This is a genomic window from Pseudomonas sp. VS40 (genome assembly GCF_018587885.1).
Taxonomy (GTDB): Bacteria; Pseudomonadota; Gammaproteobacteria; order Pseudomonadales; family Pseudomonadaceae; genus Aquipseudomonas; species Aquipseudomonas pergaminensis.
In genome coordinates, this window is the sequence record NZ_JAGYWD010000002.1 from 170,871 (window position 1) to 188,259 (window position 17,389).

Sequence of the window (17,389 nt, forward strand, 5' to 3'; positions counted from 1 at the left end):
GCGGCCGCCATCGCAGGCAAGCCAGCTCCCACCTGTTGACCGCGCCGCCTATCAAAGGTGGGCGCTGGCTTGCCTGCGAAGAGGCCCTCACTCCACCCGGGTTTCGCCGGTAAACACCAAGGTCTGGCGGCACCGCCTGCACAAATACCTTCGGCCTTGAGCCACCATGCCATGGCGCTGGGGTGAGAACGGAAAGTCACTGTCTGCGCACGGGCAGCGGTAGATATAGCGGGTCACCTGGCGGCGCTTCACTTCATAGGTATGGCAACGGTCCGGCGGCAGTTCGTAGACCCCGCGCATGATCAATTGCCATTCCTCGCCATGGGGCTGGATGCGCTCGCCGAACAATTGGTGGGCGATCAAATGCGCCACTTCATGGGCCACGGTCTGCTTGAGGAAGTGTTGGCTGTTTTCACGGTACAACTGTGGGTTGAAACGCAGCAGGTTCTCGTGCAAATGCGCGACACCGGCCTTTTGGCCCCGCAGCTTGAGACTCACCTGGGGGCGTTTGAAGCTTCGTTTGAAAAAGGATTCGGCTTGTAGGAAACAATCTTCGACGCGGGTATTGAGTTGCTCGGGCATGCTGTACATATCTCCAGAGACGCCCAGTATGCCGCAAAGCTGGGTGTTTCCGAATCTGTCAGGCGCCGAATGGTCATGCATAACGCACAAAGCCACCTTGCGGTGGCCTTGCCCACGGTTTTATCCGCTCAGTTGGTGTAGATCGGGCCCACGCCCAGGCCCCAGACGATCACGGTAAACGCCATGATCGCCACCAGTACCACCAGGCCCACGGCCAGGACCGAGCTGGAAAACAGGAAGCCCTCATCCGGATCGATGCCCATGAAGGTCGGCAGCCCCACATACAGCAGGTACACCGTGTAACAGATGGCGGCCGTGCCCACGACCATGCCCAGCCACATATGTGGGTACAGTGCGGCCAGCCCGCCGATGAACAGAGGTGTGGCGGTGTAGGTGGCAAACGCAACGCAGCGCGCCATGCTGGGGTTGGCATCGTAGGTACGGGCCATCCAATGAATGAACGCACCCATCACTGCCACGCCGCCGAGCATGGCGGCGTAGGACATGATGGTCATCCACAAAGCGCTTTCCTGGGTCAGCATCACCGGCGCGCGGTTGCCAATGACCCAGCCGACTTGGGTGGTGCCGATAAAGGCGGAAACGGCGGGGATCGCCGCAAGAATCAAGGTATGGGTGAGGTACATGTGGCCGATGCTTTCTTCTTTATCGCCACGGATTTCCCGCCATTCCTGGTCGGGATGGGTAAAAAGCCCCACGACGTGATGGATCATGCCAGTCACTCCTGTCGTTATTACCATCGCCCCCCATCGGAGCGCCCACGGGCCAAATGGCCTCAAAGGTCTGGATAGATATGCGACCTCTAGTCGCAGTATAGGAAGTGATGACCGGAAAAACTGTAAGGCTTTAGAGCGAATTGCGCTGTAAACATTGGCCCTAATCGCGGCGGAGTCTTTTACCGCTAGCCCTTTTGATGGTTTTTTTGCGTAAAATACCCGGCTTTTCGTCACACACCTCTAGCGGATCCAAGCGCCATGGGCACTCTTACGGTCAACCAGAACAAACTGCAAAAACGCCTGCGTCGCCTGGCCGGTGAAGCGGTCGCCGATTTCAATATGATCGAGGACGGCGACAAGGTCATGGTCTGCCTCTCCGGCGGCAAAGACAGCTACACCATGCTCGACGTGTTGCTGCACCTGCAAAAGGTCGCACCGATCAAGTTCGAGATCGTCGCCGTCAACATGGACCAGAAACAACCGGGTTTCCCCGAGCACGTGCTGCCGGCCTACCTCAAAGAGTTGGGTGTCGAGTACCACATCGTCGAAAAAGACACCTATTCGGTGGTCAAGGAACTGATTCCGGAAGGCAAGACTACTTGCTCGCTGTGCTCGCGCCTGCGCCGTGGCACGCTGTACACCTTCGCCGATGAGATTGGCGCGACCAAGATGGCCCTCGGACATCATCGCGATGACATCGTTGAAACCTTCTTCCTCAATATGTTCTTCAACGGCTCCCTCAAAGCCATGCCGCCCAAGCTGCGTGCCGACGATGGGCGCAACGTGGTGATCCGCCCGCTGGCGTACTGCAACGAGAAGGACATCCAGGCCTACTCCGACTTCAAGCAATTCCCGATCATCCCCTGCAACCTGTGCGGCTCCCAGGAAAACCTGCAGCGCCAGGTGGTCAAGGAAATGCTGGTGGACTGGGAGCGCAAGACCCCGGGCCGTACCGAAAGCATCTTCCGCAGCCTGCAGAATGTGATCCCGTCGCAGCTGGCCGACCGCAACCTGTTCGACTTCACCAGCTTGAAGATTGATGAAACCGCCGCCTCGCGCTTCGTCAATGTTGTGAACCTCTGAGCCGATTCAACGCTCTGACACACGGCGCTCGCGGGCGCCGTTTTCAATTCAATTCCCAGGAGAGGGCATGCGCGATTACAAGTGGCTGCACGAATATTGTCTGAACCGCTTCGGTTCGGCGGCCGAGCTGGAAGCCCATCTGCCTGTACCCAAGACCCCGGCGCAGTTGCGCAAGATCAGCGATGATCGCTACCTGTCGACCCTGGCGCTGCGCGTGTTTCGTGCGGGCTTGAAGCACAGCGTGGTGGATGCCAAGTGGCCGGCATTCGAAAAGGTGTTTTTCGGCTTCGACCCGGAAAAAGTCGTGTTGATGGGCGCTGAGCACCTGGAGCGCTTGATGCAGGACACCAGCATCATCCGTCACCTGGGCAAGCTCAAGAGCGTGCCGCGCAATGCGCAGATGATCCTCGACATCGAGCAGGAGAAGGGCAGCTTCGGCGCGTTTATTGCCGATTGGCCGGTGACTGATATCGTCGGGCTATGGAAGTACCTGAGCAAGCACGGCCATCAACTTGGCGGGCTGTCCGCGCCGCGCTTTTTGCGCATGGTCGGCAAGGACACCTTTGTGCCGAGTTATGACGTGGTGGCCGCGCTGAACGCGCAGAAGATCGTCGACAAGGCGCCGACCAGCCTGCGTGACCTGGCGACGGTGCAGGGGGCGTTCAACCAGTGGCATGCCGAGAGTGGGCGGCCGATGTGTCAGTTGTCGATGATGCTGGCCTACACCGTGAATCATTGAGACCGAGGCGGCCTTATCGCAGGCAAGCCAGCTCCCACATTTTGACCGTGCCGCCGATCAAATGTGGGAGCTGGCTTGCCTGCGATGGCGGTCTTCAGGCCGCCACAGGCTCCGCCAGGCGGCGATTTAATTGATGCCGCCACCGCACATACAACAACGCGGTACAAAACACCGCCAAACTCGCCAGCATCTCCAACACCCCGAACCACTGCCGGTTCGGGTCATACGCCGCCAGCGCGCCCTTGATGAAATACAGGTTCACCACAAAGCACATCCACGAATGCCCGCGCGCGCTGCCCAGCAGCATGCCTGGCGCCAGCACCAGCAAGGGCACCAGTTCGATCAGCAGGATCACCCACGGCCGTGCGCCGTGCAGGTCAGCAACGAACAGGTAATACACGCACAGCAACCCCGCCAAGGCGAAAAACGCCAGCAGGCTCAGCGCGCGGGCCATTCTGACCCGTGGCTCCAGCCACGCCTGGGGCGGCAGGACCTTAGGCTTTCTGGCCACGGCCGTTCTCCAGCAGCGTGGCGGTGGTGGCCAGGCGCAGGCCGAGGGCGCGGCACAGGGCGATTTCATGTTGATCGAGCAGGCGCTTGCCGTCAGGCCCGGCATGGTGGCTGGCGCCATAGGGCGTGCCGCCACCCTGGGTGTCGAGCAACGCCTGTTCGCTGTAGGGCAGGCCGGTGATTAGCATGCCGTGGTGCAGCAACGGCAACAGCATCGACATCAGCGTGGTTTCCTGGCCGCCGTGCAGGCTGGCGGTGGAGGTGAAGACCCCGGCTGGCTTGCCGACGAGGGCTCCGGTGAGCCATAGGTTGCTGGTGCCGTCGATGAAATACTTGAGCGGCGCTGCCATGTTGCCGAAACGGGTCGGGCTGCCGAGGGCCAGGCCGGAGCAGTGCTTCAGGTCATCCAGGCTGGCATACAGCGCGCCTTCGTCCGGGATGCTTGGCGCCACGGCTTCGCACTCGGTGGAGATCGCCGGCACGGTGCGCAGTCGCGCTTCCATACCGCCTTGCTCGATGCCCCGGGCGATCTGCCGGGCCATTTCGCTGACCGAGCCGTTGCGGCTGTAATACAGCACCAGCACATAGGGCGACGTCACGGCAGGATCTCCAGCACGTTTTCCGGCGGACGGCCAATGATGGCTTTGTCGGCGGTTTCCAGGATCGGGCGTTCCATCAGCTTCGGGTGCTCGGCGATGGCGGCAATCAACTGCGCTTCGCTGAGGCTGGCGTCGGCGAGGTTGAGGGTTTTGTATTCGTCTTCACCGCTGCGCAGCAATTGGCGTGCACTGATGCCCAGTTTGCCCAGCAACGCCTTCAAATGCGCGGCGTCCAGTGGGGTTTCCAGGTAGCGCACCACGGTGGGCGTGAGGCCGCGGGCTTCGAGCAGTTCCAGCGCACCGCGGGATTTCGAGCAGCGCGGGTTGTGATAAAGCGTCAGATCGGTCATGTGCGGGTCGCATCTTGCGTAAGGTGGCGGGTATTCTACCCGCGCAGCGACCTGTCCTTAAACCGTAAGAGGCGATAGGTCGCAGCCAACGTTCATTTTTGCGAAGGATTACCCCATGACAAGGCGACTGATCGGTGCATTGGCGATCATCACAACCCTGCTGCTCAGCGGCTGCGGTAACGATTACGGCGTTGACCAATATGGCCAGAAAGTGGCTTCCGAACGCTTGGACAAGCAGTGGCTGGTGGTCAATTACTGGGCTGAGTGGTGTGGCCCGTGCCGCACGGAAATCCCCGAGCTCAATGCCTTGGCCGAACAGTTGAAGGCGCAGAATGTCGGTGTGTTCGGGGTCAACTTTGACAATGTGCAAGGTGAAGAACTGAAGGCTGCCAGCGACAAGCTGGGCATCAAGTTCACGGTGCTGGCGCAGAACCCGGAAGAGATCTTCGACATCCCGCGCAGCGAAGCGTTGCCAGTGACCTACATCATTGACGACAAGGGCAAGGTGCGCGAGCAGTTGATGGGTGAGCAAACGGCGGAAGGCGTATTGGCAAAACTCAAGGCCTTGCGCGGCTAAAGCAGCCACTCAAAACAAATGTAGGAGCGGGCTTGCTCGCGAAGGCGGTGTGTCAGTCACCGGATATGCCGGCTGAACGACCGCCTTCGCGAGCAAACCCGCTCCCACATTTTGATTGCGAAAGGCTAGGGTTAGCCTTCTTCCAGCCACAGGCGAATCGGCAGGCCATCGGCCGGCCAGAAGCGCGTCTGTTCGATCGGCGAGATGTCCCAGCGCTGCACCCCTTGCAGGGCCTGGAAGAAGCGGTGTTCCTGCTCCATCAAGGCCTCGGCGCAGAGTTTGCGGGTGCTGCCGATCTTGCCGAAGCTGAGCTTGTCGCCCTCGACGGTGTACGGTGCGAACCAATGGTTGCAACCGCCATTGCCGTAGGCGCGGCCATCGGCGCCGAGGGTGACGGTCAGGTGCGCGTAATCCATCAGCGGCCGTTCACCGATCCATTCCACCACGTAGCTGTGATCCTGCTTGAGCTTGGCCGAGTCCCCCGCGCAGCCCGTCAAGGCCGCCCCGACGGAGGCGAGCAGAAGCAGGCCTCTCATTGCGCGGCCTTCTGGCATTTAGGGCAGCGGTGCTTGTCGCCCTCGCTGGCCCAGCCCAACTCGGCGATCCGCGCATTGGCGGCCGGTTGCAGCGGCTCTTTGCTCAGCTTGGTTTCCACCGCAAACTCGAACTCCAACACCGCATCGCAGCTGTCGCAGTTGACTTTCCAGGTATGAATCTCCAACTCGCCGAATTTCGGCCCCTGGGCCATGGCGACCCACTGGCCCGCCGGGCGGATGGAGTAGCGCGCATCACCTTCGACGGTGAGGCGCATCGACAGGGTTTTACTGCCGCGCAGGGAGACGATCAAAACGTCGCCGTGCTTGATCGAACCACCGTTGCCAGTGACCTGGTAACGGCCCGGCACCAGGGCGCGGCATTCGATCAGGGTGTGTTGCGGGCTCAGCAAACTAAAGCGGAAATCGTGTTCGGCCATGGATCCTCCAAATAGGCGCGGCATCCTATCACGGGTGCTGGCTCATCATGAGCCTGGTATGTGACCACTGATCATCCTTCGACAAGGTTCTGCGCCTGGCCGTCGGCCCAGGCCGCGATGTTGGCCAAGGTGGTGCCGGCGATGGCCGCCAGGGCTTCGCGGGTCAGAAACGCCTGGTGGGCGGTGATGATCACATTGGGTAACGTCAGCAGGCGCGCGAGCACGTCGTCTTGCAGCGGCAGGTCGGAGCGGTCTTCGAAGAACAGCTGAGCTTCTTCCTCATACACATCCAGTCCGAGGTAGCCGAGCTGGCCGTCCTTGAGCGCTTCGATCAGCGCCGGGGTGTCGACCAGCCCCCCGCGACCGGTGTTGATCAGCATCGCGCCAGGCTGCATCTGCGCCAGGGAGCGGGCGTTGATCAAGTGTTTGCTGTCGGCGGTGAGCGGGCAGTGCAGGCTGATGATCTGCGCCTTTGCGAGCAGTTCAGGCAGGCTCACATAGCGCGCGCCCAGGGCCTGGACCTGCGGGTTGGGGAGGGGGTCGTAGGCGAGCAACTGGCAACCGAAGCCGGCCATGATTTTGGCGAAGGTAGCGCCGATCTGGCCGGTGCCGACCACGCCGACCGTCTTGCCCACCAAGTCGAAACCGGTGAGGCCATGCAGGCTGAAATCGCCATCGCGGGTACGGTTATAGGCGCGGTGCAGGCGACGGTTAAGGGCGAGGATCAGTGCGACAGCGTGTTCGGCCACCGCATGGGGCGAATAGGCCGGCACGCGCACGATCGTCAGGCCCAGGCGCTTGGCGGCAAGCAGGTCCACATGGTTGTAGCCCGCCGAGCGCAAGGCAATCAGCCGCGTGCCGCCCTTGGCCAACTGTTCCAGCACCGGGGCGCTGAGGTCGTCGTTGATAAAGGCGCAGACCACCTCGTGATGTTCGGCCAGGGCCACGGTGTCGAGGTTGAGCCGCGCGGGCTGGAACTGCAGCTCCAGACCTGGCGGCAACGGCTCGCCGAGAAAGCTGTCGCGGTCGTAGGTCTGGCTACTGAAAAGAATGACACGCATGGAAATGCTCCCTGCAATTACAAATGAAGAATCAGGCTTTTGTGGTGAGCGGGCCTGCCCAACGCGAAGCCAGGTCGTTCACCAGAAAAGCCTGTTCCTGTGCACAGTCAGGCGTTTACTCGCGCTTCACTGGCAAGCCGGGCAATGGCCATGTCCAGTTCGTCCAGCGCGTGCTGGGCCTTGGCGTCGTCCTGCTTGAGCAGGGTTTCGGCGCGGTGGCAGGCCGCCCGCAGTTGTGGCACGCCGCAGTAACGGGTTGCGCCGTGCAGGCGGTGAACACGTTCGATCAGCGCATTGTTGTCATTGGCGTCACGGGCGAGGGTAATTGCCAGGCGATCGGCCTCAAGCGATGCCAGTAGCATCGCCAGCATATCCGCCGCCAGGTCAGCCTTGCCGGCGGCCAGGCGCAGCCCTTCTTCGTGATCGAGCACCGGAAATTGCACGCCGGGGCCGAGGCCGTCGGTGGCACGTTCCGGACCTTGATTGCGCAGGGCCAGGCCGGTCCATTTCAGCACCACCTGGGCCAGTTGCCGCTCGCTGATGGGTTTGGTCAGGTAGTCATCCATGCCGCTTTGCAGCAACGCGCGTTTTTCATTGGCCATGGCGTGGGCGGTCAGGGCGACCACCGGCAGGGGCGTGCCGCTGCGTTCGCTTTCCCATTGGCGGATTGCCTCGGTGCTTTGGCGGCCGTCCATGCCAGGCATCTGCACGTCCATCAATACCAGGTCGAAGGTGTCCTGTTTCACCGCGTCGATGGCCGCATATCCGCTTTCCACCGCGCGCACCCGTGCGCCCATGTCTTCCAGCAGGGTCTGGACCAGCAACAGGTTCGCCGGGTTATCGTCCACGCACAGCACGCGTGGCGCACGGCTGGACAACGGCTCGCCCGGGTCGCTGCGCGCCGGGCGCGGGCTGATCAGGTCGGACAGCGCACGGCGCAGTTTGCGCGTGCACGCCGGCTTGGCCTGCAACTGGCTGTTGGGGTTGGGCACGGATTGGTTGAACAGCATCTGCTCGGTGGTGGGGCACAGCACCAGCACCTTGCAGCCCAGGTGTTCGAGGTCCCACAGGTGTTGGTTGAGGCGCTCGGGCGGGATGTCATTGGCGGTCACGCCGAGCACCGCAAGGTCAATGGCCTGCTCAGTCTGATGGGCGCTGGTGATGCCGTTGGTCAGGCTTTCCAGGCTATTGAATGGCGTGACTTCCAGGCCACAGTCTTCCAGTTGATGTTGCAGGGCCTGGCGTGCCAGTTCGTGGTTTTCCAGCACCGCCACGCGATGGCCCAGCAGCGGCGCGGACGGCAGGTCTTCGACATCGTCGCGGGTCTTGGGCAGGTTCAGGCTGATCCAGAACTCCGAGCCTTCGCCTGGTGTGCTGTCGACGCCGATTTCACCGCCCATCTGCTCGATCAGGCGCTTGGAAATCACCAGCCCCAACCCGGTACCGCCAGGTTGGCGCGACAGTGAGTTGTCGGCCTGGCTGAAGGCCTGGAACAGCGCGCGCACGTCCTGGCTGGACAGGCCGATGCCGGTGTCCTGCACGCTGATGCGCAATTGCACGCTGTCTTCCTGCTCGTCCTCGATCATCGCGCGGGCCACGATGGTGCCTTCGCGGGTGAACTTGATCGCGTTGCTGATCAGGTTGGTAAGGATCTGCTTGAGGCGCAACGGATCACCCACCAGCGCCAGCGGCGTGTCGCGGTACACCAGGCTCACCAGTTCGAGCTGTTTGGCATGGGCGGCGGGGGCGAGGATGGTCAACGTGTCTTGCAGCAAGTCGCGCAGGTTGAACGGGATACTGTCGAGGACCAGTTTGCCGGCCTCGATTTTCGAGAAGTCGAGGATCTCGTTGATGATGCCCAGTAGGTTGTCGGCGGACTTCTCGATGGTGCCTAAGTAGTCGAGCTGGCGTGGGGTCAGCTCGCTCTTTTGGAGCAGGTGGGTGAAGCCCAGGATACCGTTGAGCGGCGTGCGGATCTCGTGGCTCATGTTGGCCAGGAACTCCGACTTGATGCGGCTGGCCTCCAGGGCTTCCTTGCGCGCCAGGTCCAGCTCGATGTTCTGGATCTCGATGGTTTCCAGGTTCTGGCGCACGTCTTCCGTGGCCTGGTCGATGCTGTGCTGCAATTCTTCCTGGGCGTTCTGCAGGGTTTCGGCCATGCGGTTGATGCCCGAGGCGAGCTGATCCAGTTCCTGGCTGCCCAGCAGTGGCAAGCGGGTTTCCAGGTTGCCGTCCTTGAGCTGGGCCACAGCTTGCTTGATCTGGCCGATCGGCGAATTGATCGTACGGCTGATGCGCAGGGCCAGGGCCGCGGTGCAGATCAGGCCGATGGCAATCAGCAGCAGGCTGGCGAACAGGCTGCGGTAGCCCCGCAGCAACATGCCGTTGTGGGACAGTTCCACCTCGACCCAACCCAGCAGGCGATCGGCTTCGTCCGGGATCAGGTCGCCGGCGAGGTTGCGATGGCGTCCAAACACCGGCAGCAAGTAGCGGGTGGCGTCATTGCCGGTACGCTGCAGCAGGTGAGAGCTGTTGCCGATGGGCGGCTGGTTGAGCATGGTCGGGCCGGCATGGGCGAGGGGCGCGCGGTCCGGGCTGAGGAAGGACACGGCGCGCACGTCCGGCTGTTCCAGCGACTGGGTGGCAATGCGCTCCAGCAGGTCGGTATTGCGCGCACTCAAGGCAGGCGCCACCAGGGGTGCCAGTTGTTCGGCGATCATTTCGCCGCGTTGCAGCAATTGCGACTGCAGTTCCGAGAGCTGCATCCAGGTGAAATAGCCCCCCAACAGCGAGGCCATCAGGCTGGTCGGTAATAAGGTCAGCAACAGTACGCGGCCTTTTATCCCCATTCTTGTCAGCACGCCACTCTCCTGCTACCACATTGATATCTACGGAATTGCGCGGGCATCCGGCCCGGCCACCTGCGCAGTGTAGCCATTTGCGCGGGGAGTAATCTTGCAAATTAATGACATACGGCAATCATCAAGCCATTTGGCGCCCGGTGGCGATTGCCTGGGGCGGGGTAATCTTGAATAATCAGCGATTGAGAATGACTTGCAGATACTAATGAATCCCGCAGCAATCGGCCTACCCAGTATCCTGACCATCGAAGATGACCCCGTGCTGGGCGCCTATGTCCATGAGCACCTGGGCCGCTGTGGTTTCCATGTCACTTGGTGCCAGAACGGCCAGCAAGGCCTGCAGATGGCGCGCGACCAGGTGTTCGATGTGGTGTTGATGGATATTTTGCTGCCGGGGATGGACGGCCTGTCGATCCTCACCCATTTGCGCCAGAGCCATTCGATCCCGGTTATCCTGATGTCCGCGCTGGGCGCCGAAGCCGATCGCGTCAGTGGTTTTCGCCTGGGCGCCGATGACTACCTGCCCAAGCCGTTCAGCATGGTCGAGTTGCGTGTGCGCATTGAGGCGATCCTGCGTCGGGTGGCCCTCGACCGCCGCCCGCTGCCGACCCTGGCAGCGGTGCGCGACGACGCCCGCACCCTGCGCTTTGACGATGAACTGTGCGATGTCTTCTACCTGGAACACTGGGCCGGCTTGACCCGCAGCGAATACCGCCTGCTCGAAACCCTGCACCGCAACAGCGAGGAAGTCCTCAGCAAGGCCTTCCTTTACCAGCACGTGCTGCAACGCGGTTATGCCCCCCACGACCGCAGCCTCGACATGCATATCAGCCAGATCCGCCGCAAGCTCAAGGCCATCGGCTACACCGAGCGCGAAGTGCGCACGGTGTGGGGCAAGGGCTATGTGCTGAGCGGTCTCGATGACAGCCTTTGAACGCCCCTTGAAACGGCTGCCGGGCAAGCACTCGTTGTTCTGGAAACTGGCCTGCCTGCTGATCGCCTTCTGTTTGCTGATGATCTGGCTCAGTTGGTCATGGGGCCGGTACATGGAGCAGAAGAACGCCTATTTGTCCGACGAGGCGCGGATCACCTTGAGTGGGTATGCGGTCGGTGCTGAGCAAGCGTGGAATCGCGGCGGCCATGCTGGCGTGGACGCCTGGTTGCAGGCGATGGGCAAGCGTGAAAGCACCTGGATAGGCGTGATCGGCAATGACCTGCAGTCGCTGAGCAGCTACCCGCTGACCGATAGGGAAAGCCAGCGCCTGACCTTTCTGCGGGGCCTGGACTGGCCGGTGAGTCGGCATGTCAAAGGCCTGCCGTGGCTGAAAATCCCGTTTCCCGTCGACCCCAACGCGGGTTCGCTGGTGATTGAGTTGCCGCAGCGCTTCATGCCGGGGCGTTACCAACTGTTCTGGCGGGTGGTGACCAATGGCGTGATCCCTGGCCTGTTTACCCTGTTGCTCTGCGTGGGGTTGTATCGATTGCTGATCATGCCCCTCAATCAACTGCGCGAGCAGGCCAATGCCTGGCGTGCCGATCAGTTGAATACACGGCTGTCCGACGATGCCACCAGCCGCCAGGATGAACTGGGCGAGCTGGGCCGCGCATTCGATCACATGTCCGAGCGTCTACAGGGCACCGTGGTATTGCAGCAGCAGTTGCTGCGGGACATGTCCCATGAACTGCGCACGCCCTTGAGCCGCTTACGGGTGGCCTGTGACAGCGAGCAAGACCTGGCGCAACTGCGCGAGCGGCTCAGCCGTGAGATCGACGCCATGCAGCGCCTGGTGGAAGACAGCCTGCAACTGGCCTGGCTGGACACTGAGCGGGCGCCGCTGCCCCGGGAAGATATCCAGGTTCAGGCGCTGTGGGACATGCTGCGCGAAAACGCCTGTTTCGAGAGCGACTGGCCGCCGTCGCGCCTACCATGCCTGTTGGGCGCGGAGTGTTGGGTGCGCGGCAATCTGAATGCGTTGGCCCAGGCGCTGGAAAACATTTTGCGCAATGCCATCCGCCATTCGCCGGTGGGCGGCATGGTCAGCCTGGATGGGCGTCGTGAGGGGGATTTCTGGCACCTGTGGCTGGAGGACCAGGGCGGCGGAATAGATGAAGGCGACCTGGAACGGATCTTTGCGCCTTTTACCCGCCTGGACGGTTCACGCCCCGGCGATGGTGGCTTCGGCCTGGGCTTGAGCATCGCGCGCAATGCCGTGCAGCGCCAGGACGGTAGCCTGTGGGCGGAAAATACCGGGCAAGGGCTGCGGGTGCATGTGCGCTTGCGGGCCTGCTAAGCGCGACGCTGTTTGCGTTTTTTCCATTGGTGGGCCACCCACCAGCGCCAATAACCCATGGTCAGGCAATAGGCGAGGGCGCCCAGCACCAGCCCCAGCACCACTGAACCCAGCAGGAACGGCTGCCACAATGTGCTCAATTGGCCGCTGATCCATTCCCAGGTCAAATCGTCGGGCAGGCTGCGGGGCGGCACATTCATCAGCCAGGCGCCGGTCATGTAAGTGCAGATAAACACCACCGGCATGGTAATCGGGTTGGTCAGCCACACCAGACTGACCGCGATCGGCATATTGCCGCGCACTGTGATCGCCAGCACCGCCGCCAGCAGCATCTGCAAGGGAATCGGAATAAAAGCCGCGAACAAACCCACGGCCATCGCGCGTGCGACCGAGTGCCGGTTGAGGTGCCAGAGGTTCGGGTCATGCAGCAACGTGCCGAGAAACTGTAATGACTTGTGTTCCCGGATACTGCTGGGGTCGGGCATGTACCGTTTGAATAGGCGCCGGGGCATAAGGGGTCCAGATCAATTCGAGGGGCAAGTATGCCCGCATTCTATAAACAGAAAATTCAGACTTTGTGACAAAACATCATAGGCCGTGCTCGGCGCTCGGCTAAGACTGAGTGGATCACTTGAAAAGGATGATCCATGAGGACAGGGATGTTCGCGTTTGCGCTGGGGCTGCTGGCGCTGCGTTTTTTACCCGCGTTGCCCGCTACCGGCTGGCTGATCGCCTTGCTGGTGCTGGCATTGATGCTGTTGCCGTTTCGCACTTACCCCTTGGCGTTTTTCTTGGTGGGGCTGAGCTGGGCCTGCATCAGCGCACAGTGGGCACTGGAAGATCGCCTACGGCCAGCATTGGACGGCCAGACACGCTGGGTGGAAGGGTGGGTGACCGGGTTGCCGCAACAGACGAGCGAGGGCGTGCGTTTCGTGCTGACCGACAGTCGGTCGCGTAATGCCCGCTTGCCCACACGCATTCGCGTCTCCTGGCGTGGCGGGCCGTCGGTGCGCAGTGGCGAGCGCTGGCGCCTGGCGGTCACCCTCAAGCGACCAGCCGGGCTATTGAATTTCCACGGCTTTGATCAGGAGGCCTGGCTGCTGGCCCAGCGTATCGGTGCCACCGGCACGGTAAAGGACGGCGAGCGCTTGGCACCCGCACGCAATGCCTGGCGCGACAGTGTGCGCCAGCGCCTGATGGCGGTGGATGCCCAGGGCCGGGAGGCGGGCCTGATTGCGCTGGTACTGGGTGATGGCTCTGGATTGGCCGCCGCCGATTGGCAGGTCTTGCAGGACACGGGCACTGTGCACCTGCTGGTCATCTCCGGCCAACACATCGGTTTGCTGGCGGGCTTGATCTACGCCTTGATCGCCGGGTTGGCGCGCTACGGCTGCTGGCCCCGCAGCTGGCCTTGGTTGCCTTGGGCGTGTGGCCTGGCGTTCGGCGCCGCGCTGGGGTATGGCTTGCTGGCAGGCTTTGGCGTGCCGGTGCAGCGCGCCTGCGTGATGGTGGGGTTGGTGTTGTTGTGGCGGTTGCGATTCCGGCATCTCGGACTGTGGTGGCCTTTGCTGCTGGCACTCAATGGGGTGCTGGTCCTGGAGCCGTTGGCGAGCCTGCAACCCGGTTTCTGGCTGTCGTTTGCGGCGGTGGCGGTGTTAATCCTGGCGTTCGGTGGGCGGCTGGGCCCCTGGCGCGCGTGGCAGGCGTGGACCCGGCCGCAATGGCTGATTGCTATTGGGTTGTTCCCGGTGCTGCTGGTGTTGGGGCTGCCCATCAGCCTGAGTGCACCGTTCGCCAACCTGGCGGCGGTGCCGTGGATCAGCCTGGTGGTACTGCCGCTGGCGTTGCTCGGGACGGCGTTGCTGCCGCTGCCGTTTGTGGGTGAAGGCTTGCTGTGGCTGGCGGGCGGTGCACTGGATGGGTTATTCAAGGGCTTGGGCTGGTTGGCCGGGCAGGTGCCGGCGTGGATTCCGGCCGATGTGCCGTTGGGCTATTGGCTGGTGAGTCTGCTCGGCGCCGTGCTGCTCCTGCTGCCCAAGGGCGTGCCGTTTCGTGTGCTGGGCTGGCCGATGCTGTTGCTGGCGGTGTTTCCACCACGTGAATGGGTGCCCCATGGGCAGGTCGACGTGGTGCAGTTGGACGTCGGGCAGGGGCAGTCGCTGATCTTGCGCACCCGGCACCATACCTTGCTGTATGACGCTGGCCCGCGCTCCGGAACCTTTGACCTCGGCGCGCGGGTGGTGCTGCCATCGCTGCGAAAACTGGGGGTAGGGGCGTTGGACCTGATGCTGCTCAGCCATGCCGACGCAGATCATGCCGGCGGTGCGGCGGCGATTGCCAAGGGCCTGCCGATCAAGCGCGTGGTGGGTGGAGAAACCGACGGGCTGCCGGCCTTTCTCGGCACTCAGCCGTGTATCAGTGGCGAGCGCTGGACCTGGGACGGTGTGACCTTCGAACTCTGGCAGTGGCCTGATGCTATTACCGGCAACCCGAAGTCCTGTGTGTTGCGGGTGCAGGCCAATGGCGAGCGTCTGTTGCTGACCGGCGACATCGACCGCGCCGCCGAACAGGCCATGCTCGCCTCACCCCTGGCGGTGCCGACCGATTGGTTGCAAGCGCCGCACCATGGCAGTCGCAGCTCTTCGTCCTGGGCGTTCCTGGAGCGCCTCGCGCTGCGTTCCGTGCTTATTTCGCGGGGGCGTAGCAATGCGTTCGGCCATCCCCATCCTCAGGTGATGGCGCGTTACCAGCGGCTGGGTAGCCAGGTGTATGACAGCGCCGAGCAGGGGGCGGTGCGCCTGCAATTGGGCGCTTTCGCGCCACCGGTTGTTGCGCGCAGTCAACGCAGGTTCTGGCGCGAGCGGCTACCTTAGGCGCGGATGGCTGCGGTCGATGGGGTCTGTGGCCTGCGAACCTATATGGTAAAGTGGCGCACTTTTTCGAGGGGACATTCACTGTGTGGGAATTGGTCAAATCCGGCGGCTGGATGATGTTGCCGATCATCATGAGTTCTATCGCCGCACTCGGCATCGTCGCCGAACGCCTGTGGACCCTGCGTGCCAGTCGCGTTACCCCCGAGCATCTGCTGGGGCAGGTCTGGAGCTGGATCAAGAACAAGCAGTTGGACAAGGACAAACTCAAGGAACTGCGCGCCAACTCCCCGTTGGGTGAAATCCTTGCTGCGGGCCTGGCCAACTCCAAGCATGGTCGCGAGATCATGAAAGAGTGCATTGAAGAGGCTGCCGCCCGCGTCATCCATGAACTGGAGCGCTACATCAATGCCCTCGGCACCATCGCCGCCATGGCGCCATTGCTTGGCTTGCTGGGTACCGTGCTGGGCATGATCGATATTTTCAGCTCGTTCATGGGCTCTGGCATGACCACCAACGCGGCCGTGCTGGCCGGGGGTATTTCCAAGGCGCTGATCACCACGGCGGCGGGCTTGATGGTGGGTATTCCTTCGGTGTTCTTTCACCGTTTCCTGCAACGTCGCATTGATGAGCTGGTGGTCGGTATGGAGCAGGAAGCCATCAAGCTGGTGGAAGTGGTGCAAGGCGACCGTGACGTCGACCTGGTTGGGGGCAAAGCGTGAAATTTCGCCGCAAGCAACGGGAAAATGTCGATATCAACCTCGCGTCGCTGATCGACGTGGTGTTTATCCTGCTGCTGTTTTTTGTCGTCACCACCACCTTCACCCGGCAAACCGAGCTGCGCGTCGACCTGCCGGAAGCCGTGAGCGGTTCGCCGGCCGAAGACCAGGAAGTCAAGCAACTGGACATCGCCATCAGCGCCGAAGGGGTGTTTTCGGTGAATAATCAGTTGCTCGAGAAAAACGACCTCGCCAGCCTGATGGATGCCTTGCAGAAAGAGTCCGGCGGCGACACCAAGCTGCCGCTCTCCATCAGTGCCGATGGCAAGACCCAACACCAGGCTGTGATTACCGCGATGGATGCCGCCGGTAAGCTCGGCTTCAGCCATCTGCGCATGACCACCGTCGAGGCGGCGAGCCAACCCTGATGGCCATGTCCGATCGTTTGCTCAAGGCCTGGTACGAGGGCCATCCGGCACTCACGCTGTTGCGGCCGTTGGAGTCCCTGTATCGCCGGGTGGTACAGCGCAAGCGCGCACGCTTCCTGGCAGGTGAGGGCGGCATTTACCAATCACCGGTGCCGGTGGTAGTCGTCGGGAATATCACCGTCGGCGGCACCGGCAAGACGCCGTTGATTCTCTGGCTGATCGAACACTGCCGGCGCAGCGGCCTGCGCGTGGGGGTGGTCAGTCGTGGCTATGGCGCCGAGCCCCCGCAGTTGCCGTGGCGGGTCGAAGCCAGCCAGAGCGCCGACGTCGCAGGTGACGAGCCTTTATTGATCGTGCAGCGCTGCGGTGTACCGCTGATGATCGACCCCGATCGCAGCCGTGCAGTCAAGGCGTTGCTGGCCAGTGACACCCTGGACCTGATTCTCTCCGACGACGGTCTGCAACATTACCGTCTGGCCCGTGACCTCGAACTGGTGCTGATCGACGCGGCCCGTGGCCTGGGCAACCGCCGTTGCCTGCCTGCGGGGCCGTTGCGTGAACCGGTGGAGCGCCTGCAAAGTGTCGATGCGCTGTTATATAACGGCGCCGCCAGCGACCGCGAGGACGGCTTTGCCTTTCGTTTGCAGCCCACCGCACTGGTCAATCTGCAGACTGGCGAGCGCCAGCCGGTGAACCACTTTGCGCCGGGCCAGCAGGTGCATGCGGTTGCCGGCATCGGTAACCCGCAACGTTTCTTCAATACCCTTGAAACGCTACACTGGCAGCCGATACCCCATGCATTTGCCGACCACGCGCCCTACAGCGCCGAGGTCTTGAATTTTACGCCGTCATTGCCGCTGGTCATGACCGAGAAGGACGCGGTCAAGTGCCGCGCTTTTGCCCAGCCTGACTGGTGGTACCTTACGGTGGATGCGCTGCCGTCGCCGGCGTTCGTCGCCTGGTTCGACACGCAGTTGATGCGCCTGCTGCCTGCCCGTCTCTTGCCTTAAAC

The 17,389-nt window shown here is 62.3% G+C and carries 19 protein-coding genes; 9 read left to right on the forward strand and 10 right to left on the reverse strand.

Going from position 1 to position 17,389, the window contains the following annotated elements; all coding sequences use genetic code 11:
* Window positions 1-87: 87 nt before the first annotated feature.
* Both KHP07_RS05825 and KHP07_RS05830 read right to left on the reverse strand, forming a co-directional pair.
* Window positions 88-582 (reverse strand): SprT family zinc-dependent metalloprotease, encoded by a 495-nt coding sequence (locus KHP07_RS05825; protein WP_034106983.1) that lies wholly within the window; start codon window positions 580-582, stop codon window positions 88-90.
* Between the two features lie 128 nt (window positions 583-710).
* Entirely contained in the window at window positions 711-1,313 is a 603-nt protein-coding gene (locus tag KHP07_RS05830; protein WP_078049014.1) for a Yip1 family protein, read from the reverse strand.
* A 261-nt stretch (window positions 1,314-1,574) separates the two neighbouring features.
* Between KHP07_RS05830 and ttcA the strand changes: the two genes are divergently transcribed.
* Window positions 1,575-2,399, forward strand: coding sequence for a tRNA 2-thiocytidine(32) synthetase TtcA (gene ttcA, locus KHP07_RS05835; RefSeq protein WP_014718888.1), 825 nt, complete (start codon window positions 1,575-1,577; stop codon window positions 2,397-2,399).
* Between the two features lie 67 nt (window positions 2,400-2,466).
* A complete protein-coding gene (locus KHP07_RS05840; RefSeq protein WP_105522792.1) occupies window positions 2,467-3,138 on the forward strand; it encodes a DNA-3-methyladenine glycosylase I in 672 nt (223 codons plus the stop codon).
* Window positions 3,139-3,232: 94 nt separating this feature from the next.
* On the opposite strand, the gene KHP07_RS05845 is transcribed toward KHP07_RS05840, so the two are convergent.
* Genes KHP07_RS05845 through arsC form a run of 3 tightly spaced genes read right to left on the reverse strand, consistent with a single transcriptional unit; the run spans window position 3,233 to window position 4,597 of the window.
* Window positions 3,233-3,649: a DUF2069 domain-containing protein gene (locus tag KHP07_RS05845; RefSeq protein ID WP_214496761.1), complete on the reverse strand. Its 417-nt coding sequence runs from the start codon at window positions 3,647-3,649 to the stop codon at window positions 3,233-3,235.
* Window positions 3,633-4,247 (reverse strand): NAD(P)H:quinone oxidoreductase, encoded by a 615-nt coding sequence (gene wrbA / locus KHP07_RS05850; protein ID WP_100490405.1) that lies wholly within the window; start codon window positions 4,245-4,247, stop codon window positions 3,633-3,635. Before wrbA ends, KHP07_RS05845 begins: the two co-directional genes overlap by 17 nt.
* Window positions 4,244-4,597, reverse strand: coding sequence for an arsenate reductase (glutaredoxin) (gene arsC, locus KHP07_RS05855; protein WP_214496762.1), 354 nt, complete (start codon window positions 4,595-4,597; stop codon window positions 4,244-4,246). The genes wrbA and arsC overlap by 4 nt, the downstream gene beginning before the upstream one ends.
* A 115-nt stretch (window positions 4,598-4,712) precedes the next feature.
* Between arsC and KHP07_RS05860 the strand changes: the two genes are divergently transcribed.
* Window positions 4,713-5,174 carry a TlpA disulfide reductase family protein gene (locus tag KHP07_RS05860; RefSeq protein ID WP_078049009.1) on the forward strand — a complete coding sequence of 154 codons (462 nt, stop codon included), beginning with the start codon at window positions 4,713-4,715 and terminating at the stop codon, window positions 5,172-5,174.
* Window positions 5,175-5,305: 131 nt separating this feature from the next.
* Here KHP07_RS05860 and KHP07_RS05865 read toward each other — a convergent pair whose 3' ends face one another.
* From KHP07_RS05865 to KHP07_RS05880, 4 genes are all read right to left on the reverse strand, one after another.
* Window positions 5,306-5,710: an META domain-containing protein gene (locus KHP07_RS05865; RefSeq protein ID WP_214496763.1), complete on the reverse strand. Its 405-nt coding sequence runs from the start codon at window positions 5,708-5,710 to the stop codon at window positions 5,306-5,308.
* Window positions 5,707-6,147: a hypothetical protein gene (locus KHP07_RS05870; protein ID WP_100490406.1), complete on the reverse strand. Its 441-nt coding sequence runs from the start codon at window positions 6,145-6,147 to the stop codon at window positions 5,707-5,709. The genes KHP07_RS05865 and KHP07_RS05870 overlap by 4 nt, the downstream gene beginning before the upstream one ends.
* A 71-nt stretch (window positions 6,148-6,218) precedes the next feature.
* Window positions 6,219-7,208, reverse strand: coding sequence for a 2-hydroxyacid dehydrogenase (locus KHP07_RS05875; RefSeq protein ID WP_214496764.1), 990 nt, complete (start codon window positions 7,206-7,208; stop codon window positions 6,219-6,221).
* Window positions 7,209-7,315: 107 nt separating this feature from the next.
* Complete coding sequence (locus tag KHP07_RS05880; RefSeq protein WP_214496765.1) at window positions 7,316-10,069, reverse strand: response regulator; 2,754 nt, start codon at window positions 10,067-10,069, stop codon at window positions 7,316-7,318.
* A 205-nt stretch (window positions 10,070-10,274) separates the two neighbouring features.
* On the opposite strand from KHP07_RS05880, the gene KHP07_RS05885 reads away from it, so the two are divergent.
* Window positions 10,275-11,003: a response regulator transcription factor gene (locus tag KHP07_RS05885; protein WP_099491810.1), complete on the forward strand. Its 729-nt coding sequence runs from the start codon at window positions 10,275-10,277 to the stop codon at window positions 11,001-11,003.
* A complete protein-coding gene (locus KHP07_RS05890; protein ID WP_078049003.1) occupies window positions 10,990-12,360 on the forward strand; it encodes a sensor histidine kinase in 1,371 nt (456 codons plus the stop codon). Before KHP07_RS05885 ends, KHP07_RS05890 begins: the two co-directional genes overlap by 14 nt.
* On the opposite strand, the gene KHP07_RS05895 is transcribed toward KHP07_RS05890, so the two are convergent.
* Window positions 12,357-12,872: a DUF2062 domain-containing protein gene (locus KHP07_RS05895; RefSeq protein ID WP_012724913.1), complete on the reverse strand. Its 516-nt coding sequence runs from the start codon at window positions 12,870-12,872 to the stop codon at window positions 12,357-12,359. The two genes, KHP07_RS05890 and KHP07_RS05895, sit on opposite strands and share 4 nt — an antisense overlap.
* A gap of 135 nt (window positions 12,873-13,007) precedes the next feature.
* On the opposite strand from KHP07_RS05895, the gene KHP07_RS05900 reads away from it, so the two are divergent.
* The 4 genes from KHP07_RS05900 (at window position 13,008) to lpxK (ending at window position 17,387) form a co-directional block, all read left to right on the forward strand.
* A complete protein-coding gene (locus KHP07_RS05900; protein WP_214496766.1) occupies window positions 13,008-15,233 on the forward strand; it encodes a DNA internalization-related competence protein ComEC/Rec2 in 2,226 nt (741 codons plus the stop codon).
* A gap of 83 nt (window positions 15,234-15,316) precedes the next feature.
* Window positions 15,317-15,952, forward strand: a complete 636-nt coding sequence (gene pocA / locus KHP07_RS05905) for a flagellar polar localization protein PocA (protein WP_012724911.1) — start codon at window positions 15,317-15,319, stop codon at window positions 15,950-15,952.
* Entirely contained in the window at window positions 15,949-16,377 is a 429-nt protein-coding gene (gene pocB, locus KHP07_RS05910; RefSeq protein WP_078049001.1) for a flagellar polar localization protein PocB, read from the forward strand. Before pocA ends, pocB begins: the two co-directional genes overlap by 4 nt.
* Window positions 16,377-17,387: a tetraacyldisaccharide 4'-kinase gene (lpxK, locus tag KHP07_RS05915; protein ID WP_214496767.1), complete on the forward strand. Its 1,011-nt coding sequence runs from the start codon at window positions 16,377-16,379 to the stop codon at window positions 17,385-17,387. Before pocB ends, lpxK begins: the two co-directional genes overlap by 1 nt.
* The last annotated feature ends 2 nt before the right edge of the window (window positions 17,388-17,389 follow it).